We start from the raw sequence: 21,717 nt of genomic DNA on the forward strand, positions 1-21,717 counted from the left end.
GATAAATGGACTCGCTAAGGATGTGCGCCATTTATCAGGAATGCCATTATGAGCCTGATTATTGATGTTATTTCGCGAAAAACATCCGTCAAACAAACGCTGATCAATCCTGGCGACGTTACGGTTGTCATTTATGAGCCCTCTGTGGTGCAGGTTCATGCTCAGGCATCTGCCGTTGCGCGTTATGTTCGTGACGGAAATGACTTGTTGATCTATATGCAGGACGGCACGGTGATCCGCTGCAACGGTTATTTCCTGCAAGCGGCAAATACCAGCGAACAATCCGAACTGGTGTTTGCCGATGGTCAACAGCTGACTCATGTCACCTTTGCCGATACCGCGGCAGGTGGATTAGCGCCCGTGGAGCTGACCGCTCAGACCACCGCAATTGAAAGCATTGCGCCGTACCTTGATATTGTCGGTCAGACGACGGCTTTCCCGTGGGGATGGCTGGCGGGGGCGGCGGTAGGTGGCGGCGCGCTTGGCGCTTTACTGGCAAGCGGTGGCGATGATGGCTCAAAAACTGAAGTGGTTAACAACCCACCGCCAGCCGAACCCGGCAACGCCACGCCATCGTTTTTGGTAACCGATAATCAGGGCGATCAACGCGGTATTCTTTCCGCCAACGATACCACCGATGACACTACGCCAACCTTTAGCGGCAGCGGGCAGGCGGGGGCGACCATCCAGATTAAAGACAGCAATGGTGACACCATCGCCAGTACTCAGGTCGGTAGCGATGGACGCTGGAGCGTCGATTTGCCCACGCAAAGCGCGGGCGAACATACCTGGTCAGTGGTGCAGATCGTCGGTAGCACCATTACCAACGCCGGGTCGATAACGTTAACCATCGACAATAGTCAGGCCGCCATACAGCTCGCCACCACCGCAGGCGATAACATTATTAACGCCAGCGAACAGGCCGCTGGATTTACGCTTTCTGGCACCAGTAGCCATCTGGCACAGGGAACAGAACTCACCGTTACGCTAAACGGCAAAACCTACACCACCACCGTTGGGGCTAACGGTGTCTGGAGCGTACAAGTACCGACCGCCGATGCACAGGCGTTAGGCGAAGGGAATCAGGCGGTGCTGGTCAGTGGGAAAGATGCCACGGGCAATACGGTCACTGGCGCGCAACTGTTAACGGTCGATACCCAACCGCCGACACTTGCTATCAACACCATCGCCCAGGACAACATTGTCAGTGCCGCGGAACATAACGCCGCGCTGGTGTTAAGCGGTACATCGAATGCGGAAGCGGGGCAAACCGTAACCCTGAACCTGAACGGCGTCACCCACACAGCAACCGTCGGTAGCGACGGAACCTGGCAAGTGACGCTGCCTGCCGCAGAAGTGCAGGCGCTGGCCGATGGCAACTACGCCGTAAATGCCAGCGTCAGCGACCGGGCAGGAAATACCACCAGCAACAGTGCGAATTTCGCGGTAGACACCAGTGCGCCAGTGGTCAGCGTTAACACCGTTGCGGGCGACGATATTCTTAACACCGCTGAACAGATTGTGGCGCAGATTATTTCCGGTCAGGTCAGTGGGGCTTCTCCGGGGGATATCGTCACCGTGAAGTTAGGTGCCACAGTTCTGACAGGCGTGGTACAGGCAGACGGCAGCTGGAACGTAGCGCTTGATCCGGCGGTAACCCGTACTCTGGCGCGTGGCCCTAACGACATCATCGTCACGGTTACTGATGCCGCTGGAAATACCGGTACAGCGACCCATAACATCACGCTGGCAGGCGTCGCGCCGCAGGTGGCAATAGATACTATCAGCGGTGATAACGTACTGAATGCGCTGGAATCTCAGCAGCCGCTCACGTTAAGTGGCACCAGCAATTTACCTGACGGCGGCACGGTTAACGTGACGCTGAATAATGTCACGTATAGCGCTCAGGTCAGCGGCGGCGTCTGGTCGCTGAATGTTCCGGTGAGCGATGTCCTGAATCTGGCAAACACCAATTACACCGTTACCGCCAGCGCCACCGATGTGACCGGCAACACCGGCACCGCGCAGAGCAATTTGCTGGTCGATACGGTGCTGCCGCAGGTGATCATCAACACCTTTGCAGGCGACAACATTGTTAACAACGCCGAAGCAGCGGCAGATCAAACCCTCAGTGGGCGCGTCGTGGGTGCGGTGCAGGGCGATACCGTCACTATTGAACTGGGCGGTCATACCTACACGGCGACGGTGGCCAGCAACCTTACCTGGAGCGTGAACGTACCGACGGCGGATTTACAGGCGCTGGGCGATGGGGCGTTAACGATAAATGCCTCTGTGACGAACGGGCATGGCAACACTGGTAATGGTGAGCGTGATATCACCATCAGCGCCACGCTGCCGGGACTGCGTATCAATACTGTCTCCGGCGATGACGTTATTAACGCTCTCGAACAGCAGCAGGATTTGGTCATTTCTGGCAGCAGTAGCCATTTACCTGCGGGCACTACCGTGACGGTAACACTCGGCAACGAAAGCTATCAGGGCGTGACCGACAGCAACGGCAACTGGCAGGTGGGTGTTCCAGCTGCGGACTTGCAGGCGCTCACTGCGGGCACGGTTATTGTTACCGCCAGTGCGGAAGATCCGGCAGGTAACCCGGTTTCTATCAACCATAATGTGCTGGTTGATGCGGGTAGCGTGGCGATTGTTATCAATACCGTCTCCGGCGATGACATTATCAATGCCGCAGAAAAAGGTGCGCCGCTGACGCTGACCGGCACCACTCAAGGAGTAGAGGCCGGGCAAACGGTAGTCGTGAAATTTGCCGGGCAAACCCTGACGACCACTGTTCAGAATGACGGTTCCTGGAGCCTGACCGTTCCCGCCAGTGCGGTAAGCAGCCTGCCCGATGGCGCAGCAGAAATCACCGCGACCGTCACTAATATCAGCGGTAACACTGGCGACACCTCCCGCACCATTACCGTCGACAGTCAGGCGCCAGCCTTAAGTATCGATTCGCTGACCGCCGATAACGTCATCAACGCCGCCGAAAGTGGTCAGGATCTGCAAATCACTGGCACCACTGACGCCCAGCCGGGGCAGACGGTGACCGTCACGCTGAATGGGCAGACGTATCAGGGCGTCGTGCAGGCAGACGGCACCTGGAGTGTGACCGTACCTGCCGCCAACGTTGGCGCACTGGCTGACGGCAACGCCACGGTCACCGCCAGCGTGAACGATGTCGCGGGTAACCCGACCAGCGTCTCACGTGTGGCGCTGGTGGATGCCACGCCGCCCGTGGTGACCATTAATCCGGTGGCGAGCGATAACGTCATCAACACGCCGGAACACACCCAGGCGCAAATCATCAGCGGCACGGTCACTGGCGCGCAGGCGGGCGATATTGTCACCGTGACGCTGAATAATGTGAATTACACCACGGTGGTGGATGCTTCCGGCAACTGGAGTCTGGGCGTTCCGGCCTCGGTGGTCAGTGGGCTGGTGGACGGCAGTTATCCGATCAATGTTTCAGTGACTGACCGTGCCGGAAACACGGGTAGCCAGTCACTGACCGTCACGGTCGATACCGCCGCGCCAGTAATTGGTATTAACACCATTGCTGGCGATGATGTGATAAACGCCAGCGAAAAAGGGGCCGATGTCCAGATTACCGGTACCAGCGATCAGCCAGCCAATACCGCCATAACCGTGACGCTGAACGGGCAAAACTACACCACCACGACCGACGCCTCCGGCAACTGGAGCGTCACCGTTCCGGCATCGGCGGTAACCGCACTGGGCCAGGCCAACTACACGGTAACGGCGGCGGTGACCAGCGGTATCGGCAACAGCACCACCGCCAGCCATAACGTGCTGGTCGACAGCGCGCTGCCCGGTGTGACCATTAACCCGGTGGCAACCGACGATATTATTAACGCCGCCGAAGCGGGCGTAGCGCAAACCATCAGCGGGCAGGTTACCGGAGCCGCCGTTGGCGACACGGTAACGATTACGCTGGGCGGCAATACTTACACCACCACCGTCCAGCCGGGATTAAGCTGGAGCGTGAGCGTTCCGGCGGCAGATATTCAGGCGCTGGGTAATGGCGATTTGACGGTGAGCGCCTCGGTCACCAATCAAAACGGCAACACCGGCAGCGGCACGCGGGATATCACCATCGACGCTAATCTGCCCGGTCTGCGGGTCGATACGGTGGCGGGCGATGATGTGGTCAATATCATCGAACACGGGCAGGCGCTGGTTGTCACCGGCAGCAGCTCGGGGCTGGCAGAAGGCACGCCGCTTACCGTTACGATTAATAATGTGGACTACACCACTGCGGTGCAGGCCGATGGTAGCTGGAGCGTGGGCGTCACGGCGGCGCAGGTTAGCGCCTGGCCTGCGGGGACGGTTAATATTGCCGTTTCCGGGGAAAGTAGCGCCGGAAATCCGATAAGCATTACGCATCCGGTAACGGTGGATCTCACTCCGGCGGCTATCACCATCAACACTATCGCCACGGACGATGTGATTAACGCCGCAGAAAAAGGCGCTGATTTAACGCTTTCCGGCACCACCACGAATGTAGAAGCCGGGCAAACGGTCACCGTGACCTTTGGCGGTAAAAACTACACCGCTACCGTGGCGAGCGATGGTAGCTGGACCGCCACCGTTCCCGCCGCCGATCTGGCGTCATTAACCGATGGCAGCGCCTCCGCGCAGGCCAGCGTCAGCAATATCAATGGCAATAGCGCCTCGGCGGTGCATAACTACAGCGTCGACAGCAGCGCGCCGACCATCATTATCAATACCGTTGCCAGCGACAATATCGTTAACGCCAGCGAAGCTGACGCGGGCGTGACGGTGAGCGGCACCACCACTGCCGAGGCAGGGCAGATCGTTACGATAACGCTCAATAGCCCGACCGTGCAGACGTATCAGGCAACGGTACAGGCCGACGGCAGCTGGAGTATTAATATTCCGGCGGCAGATCTTGAGGCATTGACGGATGGCAGCCACACCCTGACGGCGACGGTCAATGACAAAGCGGGCAACCCGGCGAGCACCACGCATAATCTGGCGGTGGATCTCACCGTTCCGGTGCTGACCATCAACACCATTGCGGGCGACGATATTATTAACGCCACCGAGCACGGGCAGGCGCTGGTGATTTCCGGTTCCAGCACAGGCGGAGAAGCGGGAGATGTCGTCAGCGTCACGTTAAACAATAAAACCTACACCACTACCCTGGATGCCTCCGGCAACTGGAGCGTCGGCGTTCCGGCAGCGGACGTCACGGCGCTGGGCAGCGGCCCGCAAACCGTGACGGCGACCGTTACCGATGCGGCAGGCAACAGTGACAGCGAGACGCACACGGTTACCGTTAACCTTACCGCGCCGACCATTGGCATCAACACCATCGCCACCGATGACGTGATTAACGCCACCGAAAAAGGCGCGGATCTGCAAATTTCCGGCACCAGCAATCAGCCCGCAGGCACCACAATTACGCTGACGCTTAACGGACAAAATTACTCCGCCACGACGGACGCCGCAGGCAACTGGAGCACCACGGTGCCAGCCTCCGCCGTCGGTGCGCTGGGCGAAGCCAGTTACACGGTGACGGCGAACGTCACCGACAGCGCAGGCAACAGCAATTCCGCCAGCCATAACGTGCAGGTCAATACCGCGTTGCCGGGTGTCACCATTAATCCGGTGGCGAGCGACGACATTATTAACGCCGCCGAATCGGGCGTGGCGCAGACCATCAGCGGTCAGGTGACGGGCGCGGCGGCGGGCGATACGGTTACCGTGACGCTAGGCGGGAAAACCTACACCACTACCGTGCAGGGCAATTTAAGCTGGAGCGTGGACGTTCCGGCAGCGGATATTCAAGCCATCGGTAATGGCGACCTGACGGTTAACGCCTCGGTAACCAACGGCGTTGGCAATACCGGCAGTGGTACGCGCGATATTACTATCGACGCCAACCTGCCAGGTCTGCGCGTTGATACCGTGGCGGGCGATGATGTGGTCAATAGCATCGAGCATGGTCAGGCGCTGGTGATTACTGGTAGCAGCAGCGGGCTGGCGGCGGGCGCGGCACTGACGGTGGTGATTAACACGGTCACTTACGCTGCGACGGTATTAGCCGATGGCACGTGGAGCGTTGGTGTTCCGGCGGCAGATGTGGGCAACTGGCCTGCGGGGACGGTGAATATCACGGTTTCAGGCGCCAGTAGCGCCGGAAACCCGGTCACTATCACCCATCCGGTCACCGTCGATCTGGCGGCGGTGGCTATTTCCATTAACGCCGTTTCCGGCGACGATGTGATTAACGCCGCCGAAAAAGGGGCAGATTTAACCCTTTCCGGCAGCACTTCCGGCGTTGAAGCGGGGCAAACCGTCACCGTCACCTTTGGCGGTAAAACCTACACCGCCACCGTAGCGGGCGATGGTAGCTGGACAACCACCGTACCCGCCGCCGATCTCAGCGCGTTACGCGACGGCGACGCCACCGTGCAGGCCAGCGTCAGCACTATTAACGGCAACACGGCTTCGGCAACCCACGCTTACAGCGTCGATGCCACAGCCCCGACGCTTGCCATTAACACCATCGCCACCGACGATATTCTGAACGCCGCCGAGGCGGGCAATCCGCTAACCATCAGCGGCAGCAGTACCGCCGAAGCGGGGCAGACGGTAACCGTCACGCTTAATGGCGTGACTTACAGCGGCACCGTCCAGGCGGACGGCAGCTGGAGCGTCAGCGTGCCGACGGCAGATCTCGGCAATCTGACCGCCAGCCAGTACACGGTCAGCGCCTCGGTAAGCGATAAAGCAGGTAACCCGGCGACCGCGACTCACGGTCTGGCGGTAGATCTCACTGTTCCGGTGCTGACCATCAACACCGTCTCCGGCGATGACATTATTAACGCCGCCGAACACGGGCAGGCGCTGGTGATCTCCGGTTCCAGCACTGGCGGCGAAGCGGGCGATGTCATCACCGTCACGTTAAACAGTAAAACCTACACCACCACGCTGGACGCTTCCGGCAACTGGAGCGTCGGCGTTCCGGCGGCAGATGTCACTGCGCTGGGCAGCGGCCCGCAAACCATCACCGCCACCATTACCGACGCGGCAGGGAATAGCGATGACGCCAGCCGCACGGTCACTGTGAATCTCACCTCGCCAACCATTGGCATCAACACTATCGCCAGCGATGACGTCATTAACGCCACGGAAAAAGGCGCGGATCTGCAAATCACCGGCACCAGTAATCAGCCCGCAGGCACCACCATTACGGTGACGCTGAACGGGCAAAATTACACCGCCACTACAGATGCTTCCGGCAACTGGAGCGCCACGGTGCCAGCCTCAGCGGTTAGCGCGCTGGGTGAGGCCAACTACACGGTAACAGCAAACGTCACTGACACGGCAGGCAACAGCAATTCCGCCAGCCATAACGTGCTGGTCAACAGCGCCTTGCCTGCCGTCACCATTAACGCGGTGGCGACCGATGACATTATCAACGCTGCCGAAGCGGGCAATGCGCAAACCATCAGTGGTCAGGTCACGGGCGCGGCGGCGGGAGATACCGTTACCATCACGCTGGGCGGCAACACCTACACCGCCACGGTGCAGGCTAATTTAAGCTGGAGTGTCAGCGTGCCAGCGGCGGATATTCAGGCGCTGGGCAACGGTTCTCTGACGGTTAACGCCTCGGTCACCAATGGCGTTGGCAACACGGGCAGCGGCTCGCGAGACATCACTATCGACGCCAATCTGCCTGGCCTGCGTGTCGATACCGTAGCGGGTGATGATGTTATTAACAGCATTGAGCACAGTCAGGCGCTGGTGATCACCGGCAGCAGCACCGGACTGACGGCAGGAACCGCGTTAACGGTCGTTATCAATAACGTCACTTACGGCGCGACGGTGTTAGCCGACGGCACATGGAGCCTTGGTGTTCCGGCGGCCGACGTCAGCAACTGGCCTGCGGGTACGGTGGATATTACGGTAAGCGGCACTAACAGCGCCGGAACAACCTCCACCATTACCCATTCGGTTACCGTCGATCTGGCGGCAGTCGCCATCACCATTAACACTCTCTCCGGCGATGATGTGATCAACGCCGTAGAGAAAGGCGAAACGCTGGTCGTAAGCGGCAGCACCAGCGGCGTGGAAGCCGGACAGACGGTGACCGTCACCTTTGGCGGCAAAAATTACACCACCACCGTGGAAGCCAACGGTAGCTGGACGGTGAATGTACCGCCTGCCGATCTCGCTGCGTTGCCAGACGGCGCGGGCAACGTGCAGGCGAACGTCAGCAATATTAACGGCAACAGCGCCCAGGCGACTCATGCTTTCAGCGTCGATGGCACCGCGCCGATAATTACCATCAACACCATCGCCAGCGACGATATTCTTAATGTGAGCGAAGCGGGCGCGGGGATCACCATCAGCGGCACCACCACGGCGCAGGCCGGGCAGACGCTGACCGTCACGCTCAATAACAACACGTACCAGACCACCGTCCAGGCCGATGGCACCTGGAGCGTGAATGTTCCGGCAACGGATTTAAGCGGACTGATCGCCAGCAGTTATACCGTGACTGCGACGGTGAGCGATAAAGCGGGTAACCCGGCAAGCGCCGATCATGCGCTGGCGGTGGACGTTACCGCGCCGGATCTCACCATTAACACCGTTTCGGGCGATGACATTATCAACGCTATCGAACACGGGCAGGCGCTGGTGGTGAGCGGCACTAGCACGGGCGCGGAACCCGGCGATGTGGTCACCGTCACGCTCAACGGCAAAAACTACACCACCACGCTGGACGCTTCCGGTAACTGGAGCGTCGGTATTCCGGCGGCGGATGTCACGGCGCTGGCGACCGGTAGCCAGACCATCACCGCCAGCCTGAGCGATCGCGCGGGCAACAGCGACAGCACGACTCACGATGTGACCGTTGATCTCAGCGGCCCGACGCTGACCATCAACACTGTCTCCGGTGATGACATTATTAATAATGCAGAGAAAACCCAGGATCTAATCATCAGCGGCGGCTCCAGCGGCCTGGCGACGGGCTCCACGGTCACCGTGATGTTGAACGGCCTGGCTTACAGCGCCACCACCGACGGTTCCGGCAACTGGAGCGTTACCGTGCCAGCTTCGGCAGTCGGTGCCTTGGGCGAGGCAGTGTATCAAATTAGCGCCAGCGCCACCGACAGCGCGGGCAACAGCGGCAGTACCACCCATACGGTGAATGTCGAATCACTCCTGCCTGGCGTGATCATTAACACCGTAGCAGGTGATGACATTATCAACGCCGCTGAAATTGCCGTTAACCAGACCATCAGCGGTCAGGTTACGGGGACGGCAGCAGCAGGGGACACGGTCACTATCACGCTCGGCGGTAATCAATACACAGCCACCGTGCAGCCAGATTTAAGCTGGAGCGTCAGCGTACCGACGGCTGATTTGCAGGCGTTAGGTAACGGTGAGCTGACCATCACCGCCTCGGTGACCAACACCACAGGCAATACCGGCACCGCCACACACGACATCGTGATAGACGCCAACCTACCAGGTCTGCGCGTCGATACCGTAGCAGGCGATGATGTGGTCAATATTATCGAGCACGGTCAGGCGCTGGTGGTAACCGGCAGCAGTACCGGACTGGCGGTGGGAACGCCACTGACAGTGGAAATCAACAACGTCACCTACGGCGCAACGGTACTCGCCGATGGCAGCTGGAGCGTCGGCGTTCCGGCGGGAGATGTCGCAAACTGGCCTGCGGGGACGGTTAATATTGCCGTCTCTGGCACTAATACTGCTGGAACCACAACCAGCATCAGCCATCCAGTTACGGTCGATCTCGCTGCCGTCGCTATCACCATCAATACCCTTTCCGGCGACGATGTAATTAACGCCACCGAGAAAGGCAGCGATTTGCAGCTCTCCGGCACCACCTCCGGCGTGGAAGCGGGGCAGACCATCACCGTTATTTTCGGCGGCAAAAGCTACACCACCACGGTTGCCGCGGATAATACCTGGGGGCTGACGATCCCCGCCGCCGATCTCGCAACCTTGCCGGACGGCGCAGCAAACGTACAAGCCAGCGTCAGCAACGTAGCTGGCAACATCGCCCAGGCAACACATGCTTACAGCGTTGATGCCACCGCGCCATCCGTTACTATCAACACCATCGCCTCGGACGATATTCTTAATGCCGCTGAAGCCGGAACGGCGCTGACCATCAGCGGCACCAGTACGGCAGAAGCCGGGCAGACGGTGACCGTGACGCTAAACGGCGTCAGTTACAGCGGGAACGTACAGGCTGACGGTAGCTGGAGCGTCAGCGTACCAACTGGCGATTTAGCCAACCTCACCGCAAGCCCCTATACGGTGAGCGCGGCGGTCAGCGACAAAGCCGGAAATCCGGCCTCGGCAACGCATAATCTGACGGTAGATCTCGTTGCCCCAGTCGTCACCATTAACACGGTGGCGGGCGATGACATCATCAACGCCACGGAACATGCTCAGGCGCAGATTATCAGCGGCTCGGCAACGGGCGCGACCACCGGTAACACGGTTTCCGTGACGATTGGCGCCAACACGTATACCACCGTGCTGGACGCCAACGGCAACTGGAGCATCGGTGTGCCTGCCAGCGTGATTTCCGCGCTGGCGCAGGGCGATGTGACCATTACCGCCACGGTCACCGACTCCGCAGGTAACAGCGGCACGGCCTCGCACACTGTCAGCGTGGCGCTCGGCGCACCCGTGCTCGGCATCAACACCATTGCCGTCGATGACATTATCAACGCCACGGAGAAAGGTGCGGATCTGGCGATTTCCGGCACCAGCAACCAGCCTGCGGGTACGCAGGTAACCGTTACGCTCAACGGGCAAAATTACACCACTACTGCCGATGCCTCAGGTAACTGGAGCGTGACCGTTCCGGCATCCGCCGTGAGCGCGCTCGGTGAAGCTACTTACACGGTAACCGCCGTCGCTACTGACGTTGATGGCAACAGTGGTTCCGCTAGCCATAACGTGCAGGTCAATACTGCGCTGCCGGGCGTCACCATTAACGTTGTGGCGAGCGACGATATTATTAACGCTGCCGAAGCGGGCGCGGGCCAGACCATCAGCGGGCAGGTAACGGGCGCGGCGGCAGGCGACACGGTAACCGTCACGCTCGGCGGGGCGACTTACACCGCCACGGTGCAGGCGAATTTAAGCTGGAGCGTCAATGTTCCGGCAGCCGCTTTACAGGCGCTGGGCAACGGCGAACTGACCATTTCGGCCTCGGTGACGAACAGCGTAGGCAATACCGGAAATGGCACGCGGGAAATCACCATCGACGCGAATCTTCCCGGTCTGCGGGTCGATACTGTCGCTGGCGATGATGTGGTCAACATTATCGAGCACGGGCAGGCGCTGGTGATTACCGGCAGCAGTTCCGGCCTGGCGGCGGGCAGCAACGTCACGCTGACCATTAACGGGCAAACCTATGTTGCGGCGGTACTGGCGGATGGCACCTGGAGCGTCGGCGTTCCGGCGGTGGATGTCAGCGCCTGGCCTGCGGGGTCGGTCACGATTGCGGCAAGCGGCAACACCACCGCCGGAAACCCGGTCAGCGTTACGCATCCGGTGACTGTCGATCTCTCGGCGATTGCCGTCAGCATCAACGCCATTACCGCCGATGATGTGATTAACGCCGCTGAAAAAGGCGCGGCGTTAACGCTCTCCGGTAGCACTTCCGGCGTCGAAGCCGGGCAAACGGTCACCGTGACCTTTGGCGGCAAAACCTACACTGCAAGCGTCGCGGCGAATGGTTCGTGGAGCACCACGGTTCCGGCGGCAGAGATGGCAGCCCTGCGTGATGGCGATGCCAGCGCACAGGCCAGCGTCAGCAATGTTAACGGCAACAGCGCCACCACTACCCACGCTTACAGCGTCGATGCCAGCGCGCCAACGGTGACCATCAACGCTATTGCGGGTGACGATATTCTTAACGCTACCGAAGCGGGTACGGCGCTGACCATCAACGGCAGCAGCACGGCGGAAGCGGGGCAGACGGTGACCGTCACGCTCAATGGCGCAAACTATACCGGCACTGTACAGACGGACGGCAGCTGGAGCGTCAGTGTGCCGCCAGCCGACTTAAGCGCTCTGACCGCCAGCAACTACACCGTCAGCGCGGCGGTGAGCGACAAAGCCGGAAACCCGGCCTCGGTTAATCACAACCTGACGGTGGATACTTCCGTTCCGGTCGTCACCATCAACACGGTGGCGGGCGATGATGTGATCAACGCGACGGAACACGCCCAGGCGCAGATTATCAGCGGCTCCGCTACTGGCGCGGCAACCGGTAGCACCGTGACGGTGACTATCGGCACAAACACCTTTACCACCGTGCTGGATGCCAGCGGTAACTGGAGCGTCGGTGTCCCGGCAAGCGTCGTCTCGGCACTGGCGAACGGCACGGTGACCATTAACGCCAGCGTCACCGATGCCGCCGGAAACAGCGGCAGCGCCACGCATCAGGTGACGGTCAATACTGGCCTGCCGTCAATTACCTTTAACGCCATCAGCGGCGATAACGTCCTGAACGCCGATGAAAAAGGCCAGCCGTTGACCATTAGCGGTAGCAGTACGGGGCTGGCGACAGGCGCACAGGTTACCGTCACGCTCAACGGTCATAACTACAGCGCCACCACCGACGCAGCAGGCAACTGGACCTTAACCGTTCCGGTGAGCGATCTGGCGGCTTTAGGCCAGGCAAACTATACCGTCAGCGCCAGCGCCACCAGTCCGGCAGGCAACACCGCCAGTAGCCAGGCGAATTTACTGGTCGACAGCGGCCTGCCGGGCGTCACCATCAATACTGTGGCGGGTGACGATATTATCAACGCCGCTGAAGCGGGGGCCGATCAAACCATCAGCGGGGTAGTGACCCGCGCCGCCGCTGGCGATACGGTCACCGTGACGCTGGGCGGCAACACTTACACCACCACGGTACAGGGCAACTTAAGCTGGAGTATCAGCGTTCCTGCAGCCGATCTCCAGGCGCTGGGCAATGGTGATTTGACCATTACCGCCTCGGTCACCAACGCGAATGGCAATACGGGTAGCGGCACGCGGGATATCACCATTGACGCCAACCTGCCGGGGCTACGCGTGGATACGGTAGCGGGCGATGATATCGTCAACAGTATCGAACACGGACAGGCGCTGGTAATCACTGGCGGCAGTAGCGGCCTGAATGCAGGTGTGCCATTGACGATCACGATTAACGGTACGGTTTATTCCGCCACGGTACAGGCGGATGGGAGCTGGAGTGTCGGCATTCCGGCGGCAAACGTCAGCGCCTGGCCTGCGGGGCCGTTAACCGTTGACGTGGCAGGACAGAGCAGCGCCGGAAATCCGGTCAGCGTCAGCCATCCGTTCACCGTCGATTTAACGACGGTGGCGATCAGCATCAATACGGTTGCCAGCGATGACGTGATTAACGCCGCCGAAAAAGGTACCGGGCTGACCCTTTCCGGCAGCACCAGCGGGATTGAAAGCGGGCAAACCGTTACCGTTACCTTTGGCGGCAAAACCTACACCGCAAGCGTCGCCGCTAACGGGAGCTGGAGTGTAACGGTTCCGGCGGCGGATCTGGCAACTCTGCCAGACGGCGCGGCGAACGTGCAGGCCAGCGTCAGCAGCGCGAGCGGCAACAGTGCCTCGGCGACCCATGCGTATAGCGTTGACGCCAGCGTGCCGACGCTCACCATTAATACCATCGCCAGCGACGATATTCTTAACGCCACGGAGGCCGGAAGCCCGCTCACCATCAGCGGCACCAGCACCGCCGAAACCGGGCAGACGGTCACCGTCACCCTTAATGGCGCAACCTACAGCGGTAATGTACAGGCGGACGGTAGCTGGAGCATCAGCGTTCCCACCTCAGCCTTAGGTGCGCTGACCGCAAGCAATTACACCGTCAGCGCCACAGTCAATGACAAAGCGGGTAACCCCGGCAGCGCCAGCCATAATCTGGCGATAGACACCACCGCGCCCGTTCTCACCATTAACACCGTGGCGGGCGATGACATCATCAACGACGCCGAACACGGGCAGGCGCTGGTGATTTCCGGCACCAGCACGGGCGGGGAAGCGGGCGATGTGGTGAGCGTCGTGCTCAACGGCAAAACCTACACCACCACCCTGGATGCCTCCGGCAACTGGAGCGTCGGCGTCCCGGCGGCGGATGTTACGGCACTCGGTAGCGGTGCGCAGACGATCACCGCCAGCGTCAGCGATCGGGCGGGCAACAGCGACGACGCCAGCCGCACCGTTACCGTCAGCCTCACCGCGCCAGTGATTAGCATCAACACCATCGCGGGTGATGACGTGATCAACGCCACTGAAAAAGGATTGAATCTGGCGCTTTCCGGCACCAGCGATCAACCTGCGGGCACGGCGATCACCGTGACGCTGAACGGACAAAACTACAGCACTACCACCGACGCTTCCGGCAACTGGAGCGTTACCGTACCCGCCTCGGCAGTCAGTGCGCTGGGCGAAGCTACCTATAGCGTGACGGCGAGCGTCACCAACGCCCAGGGCAACAGCAGCACCGCCAGCCATAACGTGCAGGTCAATACCGCGCTGCCGGGCGTCACCATTAATCCGGTGGCGACGGACGACATTATCAACGCTTCAGAGGCGGGCAGCGCGCAAACCATCAGCGGCCAGGTAACCGGGGCGGCGGCGGGCAGTACCGTCACCGTTGAACTGGGCGGCAAAACCTACAGCGCCACCGTGCAGCCAGATTTAAGCTGGAGCGTGAGTGTCCCCTCAGCCGACTGGCAGGCGCTGGGTAACGGTGAGTTAACCGTTAACGCCTCGGTCACCAACGCCGTTGGCAACACCGGTAGCGGCACGCGCGATATCACCATCGATGCCAGTCTGCCAGGTCTGCGAGTCGATACCGTTGCAGGCGATGATGTGGTCAATATCATCGAACACGCTCAGGCGCAGGTGATTACTGGCAGCAGCTCCGGCTTTGCCGCAGGCACGGCATTGACGGTGGTGATTAATAACCAAACTTACGCCGCCACGGTGCTGGCAAACGGCACCTGGAGCGTCGGCGTTCCGGCGGCGGATGTCAGCAACTGGCCTGCGGGAACGCTGAACATTAGCGTTAGCGGCGCGAACAGTGCCGGAACGCAAACCAGCATTACCCATCCGGTCACGGTTGATCTCACTACCGTCGCCATCAGCATGAACAGCATCACCAGCGATGATGTGATTAACGCCGCCGAAAAAGGCGTGGCGCTAACGCTTTCCGGCAGCACGTCCGGCGTCGAAGCGGGGCAAACCGTTACCGTCACCTTTGGCGGCAAAACCTACACCACCACGGTGGCGGCTAACGGTAGCTGGAGCACCACCGTTCCGGCTGCGGATATGGCGACGTTGCGTGACGGTGATGCCAGCGCTCAGGTGCGGGTGACCAACGTTAATGGCAACAGCGCCACGGCAACACATGAATACAGCGTCGATAGCGCCGCGCCGATCGTCACCATCAACACGATAGCCAGCGATAACATCATCAACGCCAGCGAAGCCGCGGCGGGCGTAACGGTGTCCGGCACCAGCACCGCGCAAACCGGGCAGACGCTCACCGTCACGCTAAACGGCACTAACTACCAGACCACGGTGCAGGCGGACGGTAGCTGGAGCTTAACGCTGCCTGCCAGCGCCTTAACCACGCTTGCTAATAACGGCTACACCCTGACCGCCACGGTCAGCGATCTGGCGGGTAACCCCGGCAGCGCCAGCAAAGGCATGACCGTCGATACCACCGCGCCCGTCATCAGCTTTAACACCGTGGCGGGCGATGATGTGATTAACAACGTCGAACATACTCAGGCGCAGATTATCAGCGGCACCGCCACGGGCGCGGTAGCGGGCGACCGCCTGGTGGTGACCATCGCCGGGCAGCTGTATGTCACCAGCACCGATGCCAGCGGCAACTGGAGCGTCGGCGTGCCAGCCAGTGTGATTTCCGGCCTTGCGGACGGCACGGTGACCATCAGCGCCACCATCACCGACAGCGCAGGCAACAGCAGCACGCAGACGCACAACGTGCAGATCAATACGGCGGCAGTGTCACTTTCGGTCAGCACCATCAGCGGCGATAACCTTATTAATGCCGCCGAAGCAGGCAGTGCGCTGACCCTGAGCGGCACTGGCACTAATTTTGCGACAGGCACAGTGGTGACCGTGTTGCTTAACGGCAAAGGCTACAGCGCCACTATTCAAAGCAACGGGAGCTGGAGCGTGAACGTGCCAGCGGCAGACGTCGCGGCGCTGGCGGATGGTACCAGCTACACGGTCAGCGCTTCCGCTCAGGACAGCGCCGGAAACAGCGCCACGGCCTCGCGCAGCGTAGCGGTGGATCTCACCGCACCGATTATCAGCATTAACACCGTTTCGACGGACGATCGACTCAACGCCGCAGAACAACAGCAGCCGTTAACCCTTAACGGCTCGACCAGCGCGGAAGTGGGGCAGACGGTCACCGTCACCTTTGGCGGCAAAACCTACACCGCCACGGTTGCTGCCAATGGCACCTGGGCGCTGAACGTGCCTGCGGCGGATCTGGCAGCGCTCGGGCAGGGCGCGCAGACCATTACCGCCAGCGTGAACGATCGCGCGGGCAACCCCGGACAGGCCACGCACGCTCTGACCGTTGACACCGTTGCGCCAACGGTGACCATCGCCACCGTGGCGGGTGACGATATTATCAACAACGCCGAGCAGCTTACCGGGCAGACCATCAGCGGCACCACCACCGCCGAAGTGGGGCAGACGGTGACCGTCACCTTTAACGGTCAGAGCTGGACCGCCACAGTCGGCAGCGGCGGAAGCTGGTCAGTGTTTATTCCGGCGCAGCAGTTTGCCGGATTAAGCGACGGCAGCTACACCATCAGCGCGACGGTCAGCGATCAGGCCGGAAACCCCGGTAGCGCCAGCCGTGGCGTCACGTTGAACGGCGATGTGCCTACCGTCACCATCAACACTTTTGCGGGCGACGATGTAGTGAACGCGGCGGAACATGGCTCGTCGCTGGTGATCAGCGGCACCACCACCGCCCCAGTCGGGCAGACGCTGACCCTGACCTTAAACGGCAAAACCTACACCACCACCGTGCAGACGGGCGGTAGCTGGAGCTACACGCTCGGCAGCGCCGATGTCACCGCGCTGGCGGACGGCAACGCCTACGTGATTAACGCCTCGGTAAGCAACGCCATTGGCAACACCGGTAACAGTAATCACACTATTACCGTCGATCTCAGCGCCCCGGCGATGGGCATTAATATTGATTCCCTGCAAGCAGACACCGGGCTTAGCGCCAGCGACTTTATCACCAGCGTCAGTCCGGTGGTGGTCAACGGCTCGCTCACCGCCGCGCTTGCCAGTAACGAGACGGCGCAAATCAGTATCGACGGCGGCGCAACCTGGACCACGCTTACCGTCACTGGCACGACCTGGCGCTATAACGACAGCCGCACGCTGACCGATGGCAACTATCTCTATCAGGTGCGGGTGATTGACGCAGCGGGCAACGTTGGCGCGACCGACAGCCAGAACGTGGTGATCGACACCATCGCGCCAGATCCAGCAGTAAAAACCATCGCTATCAGCGCGATCACCACCGATACCGGATTGATCACTAACGATTTTGTTACCAGCGACACGACGCTTGCGGTAAGCGGCTCGCTGGGGGCGACGCTTTCTGCCGGTGAGTTCGCGCAAATCAGCATCGACGGCGGTACAACCTGGCAGAATCTTTCGGTAAGCGGTTTGACCTGGACGTACCTTGACGGGCGCACGCTGGCTGACGGTAACTACAACTATCAGGTGCGGGTGATCGACACCGCCGGAAATATCGGTGCGACCGCCAGCCAGATTGTCACCGTTGACACCACCGCGCCGCTGGCGAGCAAAACCATCGCCATTGCGGGCATCAGCGATGACACCGGGTTAAGCAGCAGCGATTTTGTTACCCGCGATACCACGCTGACCGTGCGCGGTACGCTCGGTGCGGCGCTGGCCGCTGATGAACGGGCGCAAATCAGCCTCGACGGCGGTGTCACCTGGACAACCTTAACCGTTATCGGCACCAGCTGGAGCTATGCCGATGGTCGCACACTGACCGACGGCACCTGGAACTACACGGTGCGGGTGGTGGATCTGGCGGGGAATGTTGGGCAGACCGCAACGCAAAACGTGGTGGTCGACACCACCAGCCCGGAAGCGGCGAAAAGCATCACCATTACCGGCATCAGCGATGACACCGGAGCCAGCAGCAGCGATTTTATTACCAGCGATACCTCGCTTACCGTGCGCGGCGTACTGGGCGCGGCGCTCGGCACTAATGAATTCGCGCAAATCAGCACCGACAACGGTGCAACCTGGGTGAACGTAACGCTGGCGGCAGACGGCTTGAACTGGAGTTACGTTGACGGACGCACGCTAACGAATGGCACGACGACCTGGCAGGTACGAGTGGTCGATCTGGCGGGCAACGTTGGCGCAACCGGCAGCCAGTCGGCGCAGATCGACACCGTTAACCCGGCGCAGGTGTTGACCATCGCCAGCATTAGCACCGACACGGGGAGTTCGTCCACCGACTTTATCACCAGTGATACCACGCTCACGTTGACCGGTTCGCTGGGGGCGGGGCTTGCCAGCGGCGAAGTGGCGCAGATTAGCCTTGATGGCGGTGCGACCTGGATCACGCTCACCACCAACGGCACGCAGTGGACTTACACCGACAGCCGCACGCTGACCGATGGCAGCTACGTTTATCAGGTGCGGGTGCTGGATCTGGCGGGGAATACCGGCCCGGTGGTATCGAAAACGGTGGTGGTCGATACGATTAACCCCACCGCCACGCCGACCATTGTGTCGTATACCGATGATGTCGGGCAGCGGCAGGGGACGTTAAGCAGTTCGCAGGCCACCGACGATACCACGCCACTGCTGAACGGCGTGCTCTCCGGCCCGCTAGCCAGCGGTGAAGTGGTTTACCTCTACCGCAACGGCCTGCTGTTAGGCGCGGTGACGATGGTAGGTGCGCTGAACTGGACCTACAGCGACAGCGGTCTGGTCAGCGGCGCCTATACCTACAGCGCGCGGGTAGTGGATCTGGCAGGGAATATCACCTCCTCCAGCGATTTTATCCTGACGGTCGATACTTCTATTCCGACCACGCTGGCGCAAATCACCAGCCAGACCACGCGCGATACCACGCCGATTATCAGCGGGGTGATCACTGCCGCGCTCGCCAGTGGGCAGTATGTCGAAGTGGTCATCAATGGCAAAACCTACACCTCGCAGCCGGGCGGTGCGGTGGTAGTCGATCCGGCACACAACACCTGGTATGTGCAACTGCCGGATACCGATGTGCTGGCGGCGTCCGCGACCGCCTATAACGTCACCGCGCAGGTAAAAAGCTCGGCGGGCAACGGCAACACCGCCAACGTCAGCAACGGCACGGTGACGGTCAACGCGGCGATTGATTACACGCCCGCCTGGACAACTGCCAATAAAACGACCGCCTGGGGGCTGACCTACGGCCTCGACAACCACGGGATGTGGACGGTGCTGGCTAACCAGCAAATTATGCAATCAACCGATCCGCTCACCTGGTCGAAGACCGCACTGACGCTGGTGCAAAGCGGCAACAACTACGCCACCAGTTCCATTGCCGATTACGATCGTAACGGTACAGGCGATCTGTTTATCACCCGTGATGACTACGGTACGGGCTATATCAACGGATTTACCAATAACGGCGACGGCACCTTTTCCAGCGCGATTCAGGTGAACGTCGGTACGCTGACGTGGTATGGCTCGATTGTGGCGTTTGATAAAGAGGGCGACGGCTATCTCGATTTCTGGATTGGCGACGCAGGCGGGCCGGACTCCAACACCTTCCTGTGGAATAACGCAGGCACCTTGGTAGGCAACTCCACCACCGCCAACAACGGAGGGAGCGCCACGGTCGGCGGGGTGGTGAACGGCTATCTTTCCCTTAACGAAGGTTCCGGCGTCGATCTCAACAATGACGGCAGGGTAGACCTGGTTCAGCACACCTTCAACCTGAATAACTACTACACCCTTTCATCGCTCATCAGCCAGGGCAACGGCACGTTTGTCTGGGGGCAGAACACCATCAACACCTTCCTCAGCGTTGCAGGCAGCGGTGGTAACTCGACGTCTGTGTCCATGACCTGGGCAGATTTCGATGGTGACGGCGATATGGACCTCTTCCTGCCCGCCAGCCAGGGAAGAGCTAACTACGGCTCGCTGTTATTCAATACCAACGGCGTGTTGGGGAATCCGGTGGCGGTGGGGGCTACGGGTACAACCTATGCCAGCCAGTTCAGCGTGGCAGTGGACTGGGATCATGACGGGTTAATGGATATCGCGCGTATTGCTCAGACCGGGCAGTCGTACCTCTATACTAACGTCAGTAATGCCAGTAACTGGACACAATCTACCCTCGGCGGCAGCCAGAGCGGCATCACCAGCGGCGTGGCGGCAATGGATTACGACTGGGACGGCGCGGTGGATGTGCTGGTGACCAAACAGTCGGGCAGCGTGTTCCTGATCCGCAATACTAACACGGTGAGCTACGGTACCTCGCTGCACCTGCGCATCACCGATCCCAACGGCATTAACGTCTATTACGGTAATACCGTAAAACTCTACAACTCGGCGGGAGTGCTGGTCGCTACGCAAATCATCAATCCGCAGTCGGGGATGGGCGTCAACGACACCTCGGCGCTGGTCAATTTCTACGGGCTGAATGCCGGGGAAACTTACAACGCGGTGCTGATCAAATCCACCGGCACCACTGCCAGCAATATCGACCAGACGGTGAATACCAGTTGGGGCGGTTTACATGCCACTGATGCTACCCACGCTTACGATCTCAGCGCCGAAGCAGGCACGGCGAGCAACAACGGTAAGTTCGTTGGTACCGGCTATAACGATACCTTCTTCGCTACCGCAGGTACCGACATCTACGACGGTTCCGGCGGCTGGGTGTACAGCTCCGGCACCGGAACCTGGCTGGCGAACGGCGGAATGGACGTGGTTGATTTCCGCCTCTCCACAGTGGGGATCACCGCCAACTTAAGCACCACCACTGCCCAGGCGACCGGCTTTAACACCTCGACATTTACCAATATCGAAGGCATTTCCGGCTCCAACTTTAACGACACCCTGACGGGCAGCAGCGGCGATAACCAACTGGAAGGGCGCGGCGGTAACGACACCATCAACATCGGCAACGGGGGCCATGACACCTTGCTCTATAAACTGCTCAACGCCAGCGATGCCACCGGCGGCAATGGCTCGGACGTGGTGAATGGCTTTACGGTAGGGACATGGGAAGGCACCGCCGACACCGATCGCATTGATATCCGCGAGCTGTTACAGGGCAGCGGCTATACCGGCAACGGCAAAGCCAGCTACGTCAACGGCGTGGCAACGCTGGATGCGCAGGCCGGAAACATCGGTGATTTTGTCAAAGTCACCCAGAGCGGCAGCGACACCATCGTGCAGATCGACCGCGACGGCACGGGCGGCACTTTTACGGCAACTAACGTGGTCACGCTGACGGGCGTGCATACCGACCTCGCCACTTTGCTGGCGAATCATCAGTTGATGGTGGTGTAG

1 protein-coding gene is annotated in these 21,717 nt (G+C 60.3%); it reads left to right on the plus strand.

Annotated features, from left to right (window positions below):
- Positions 1 to 48 precede the first annotated feature (48 nt).
- Positions 49 to 21,717, plus strand: coding sequence for an Ig-like domain-containing protein (locus tag FEK42_RS16590; protein ID WP_138211894.1), 21,669 nt, complete (start codon positions 49 to 51; stop codon positions 21,715 to 21,717).

This window comes from Escherichia sp. E2748, from assembly GCF_005781125.1.
Taxonomy (GTDB): Bacteria; Pseudomonadota; Gammaproteobacteria; order Enterobacterales; family Enterobacteriaceae; genus Escherichia.

Excerpts from the sequence above, each read along its gene's own strand:
- FEK42_RS16590 (WP_138211894.1), top strand. The coding sequence starts at position 49 with ATGAGCCTGATTATTGATGTTATTTCGCGAAAAACATCCGTCAAACAA.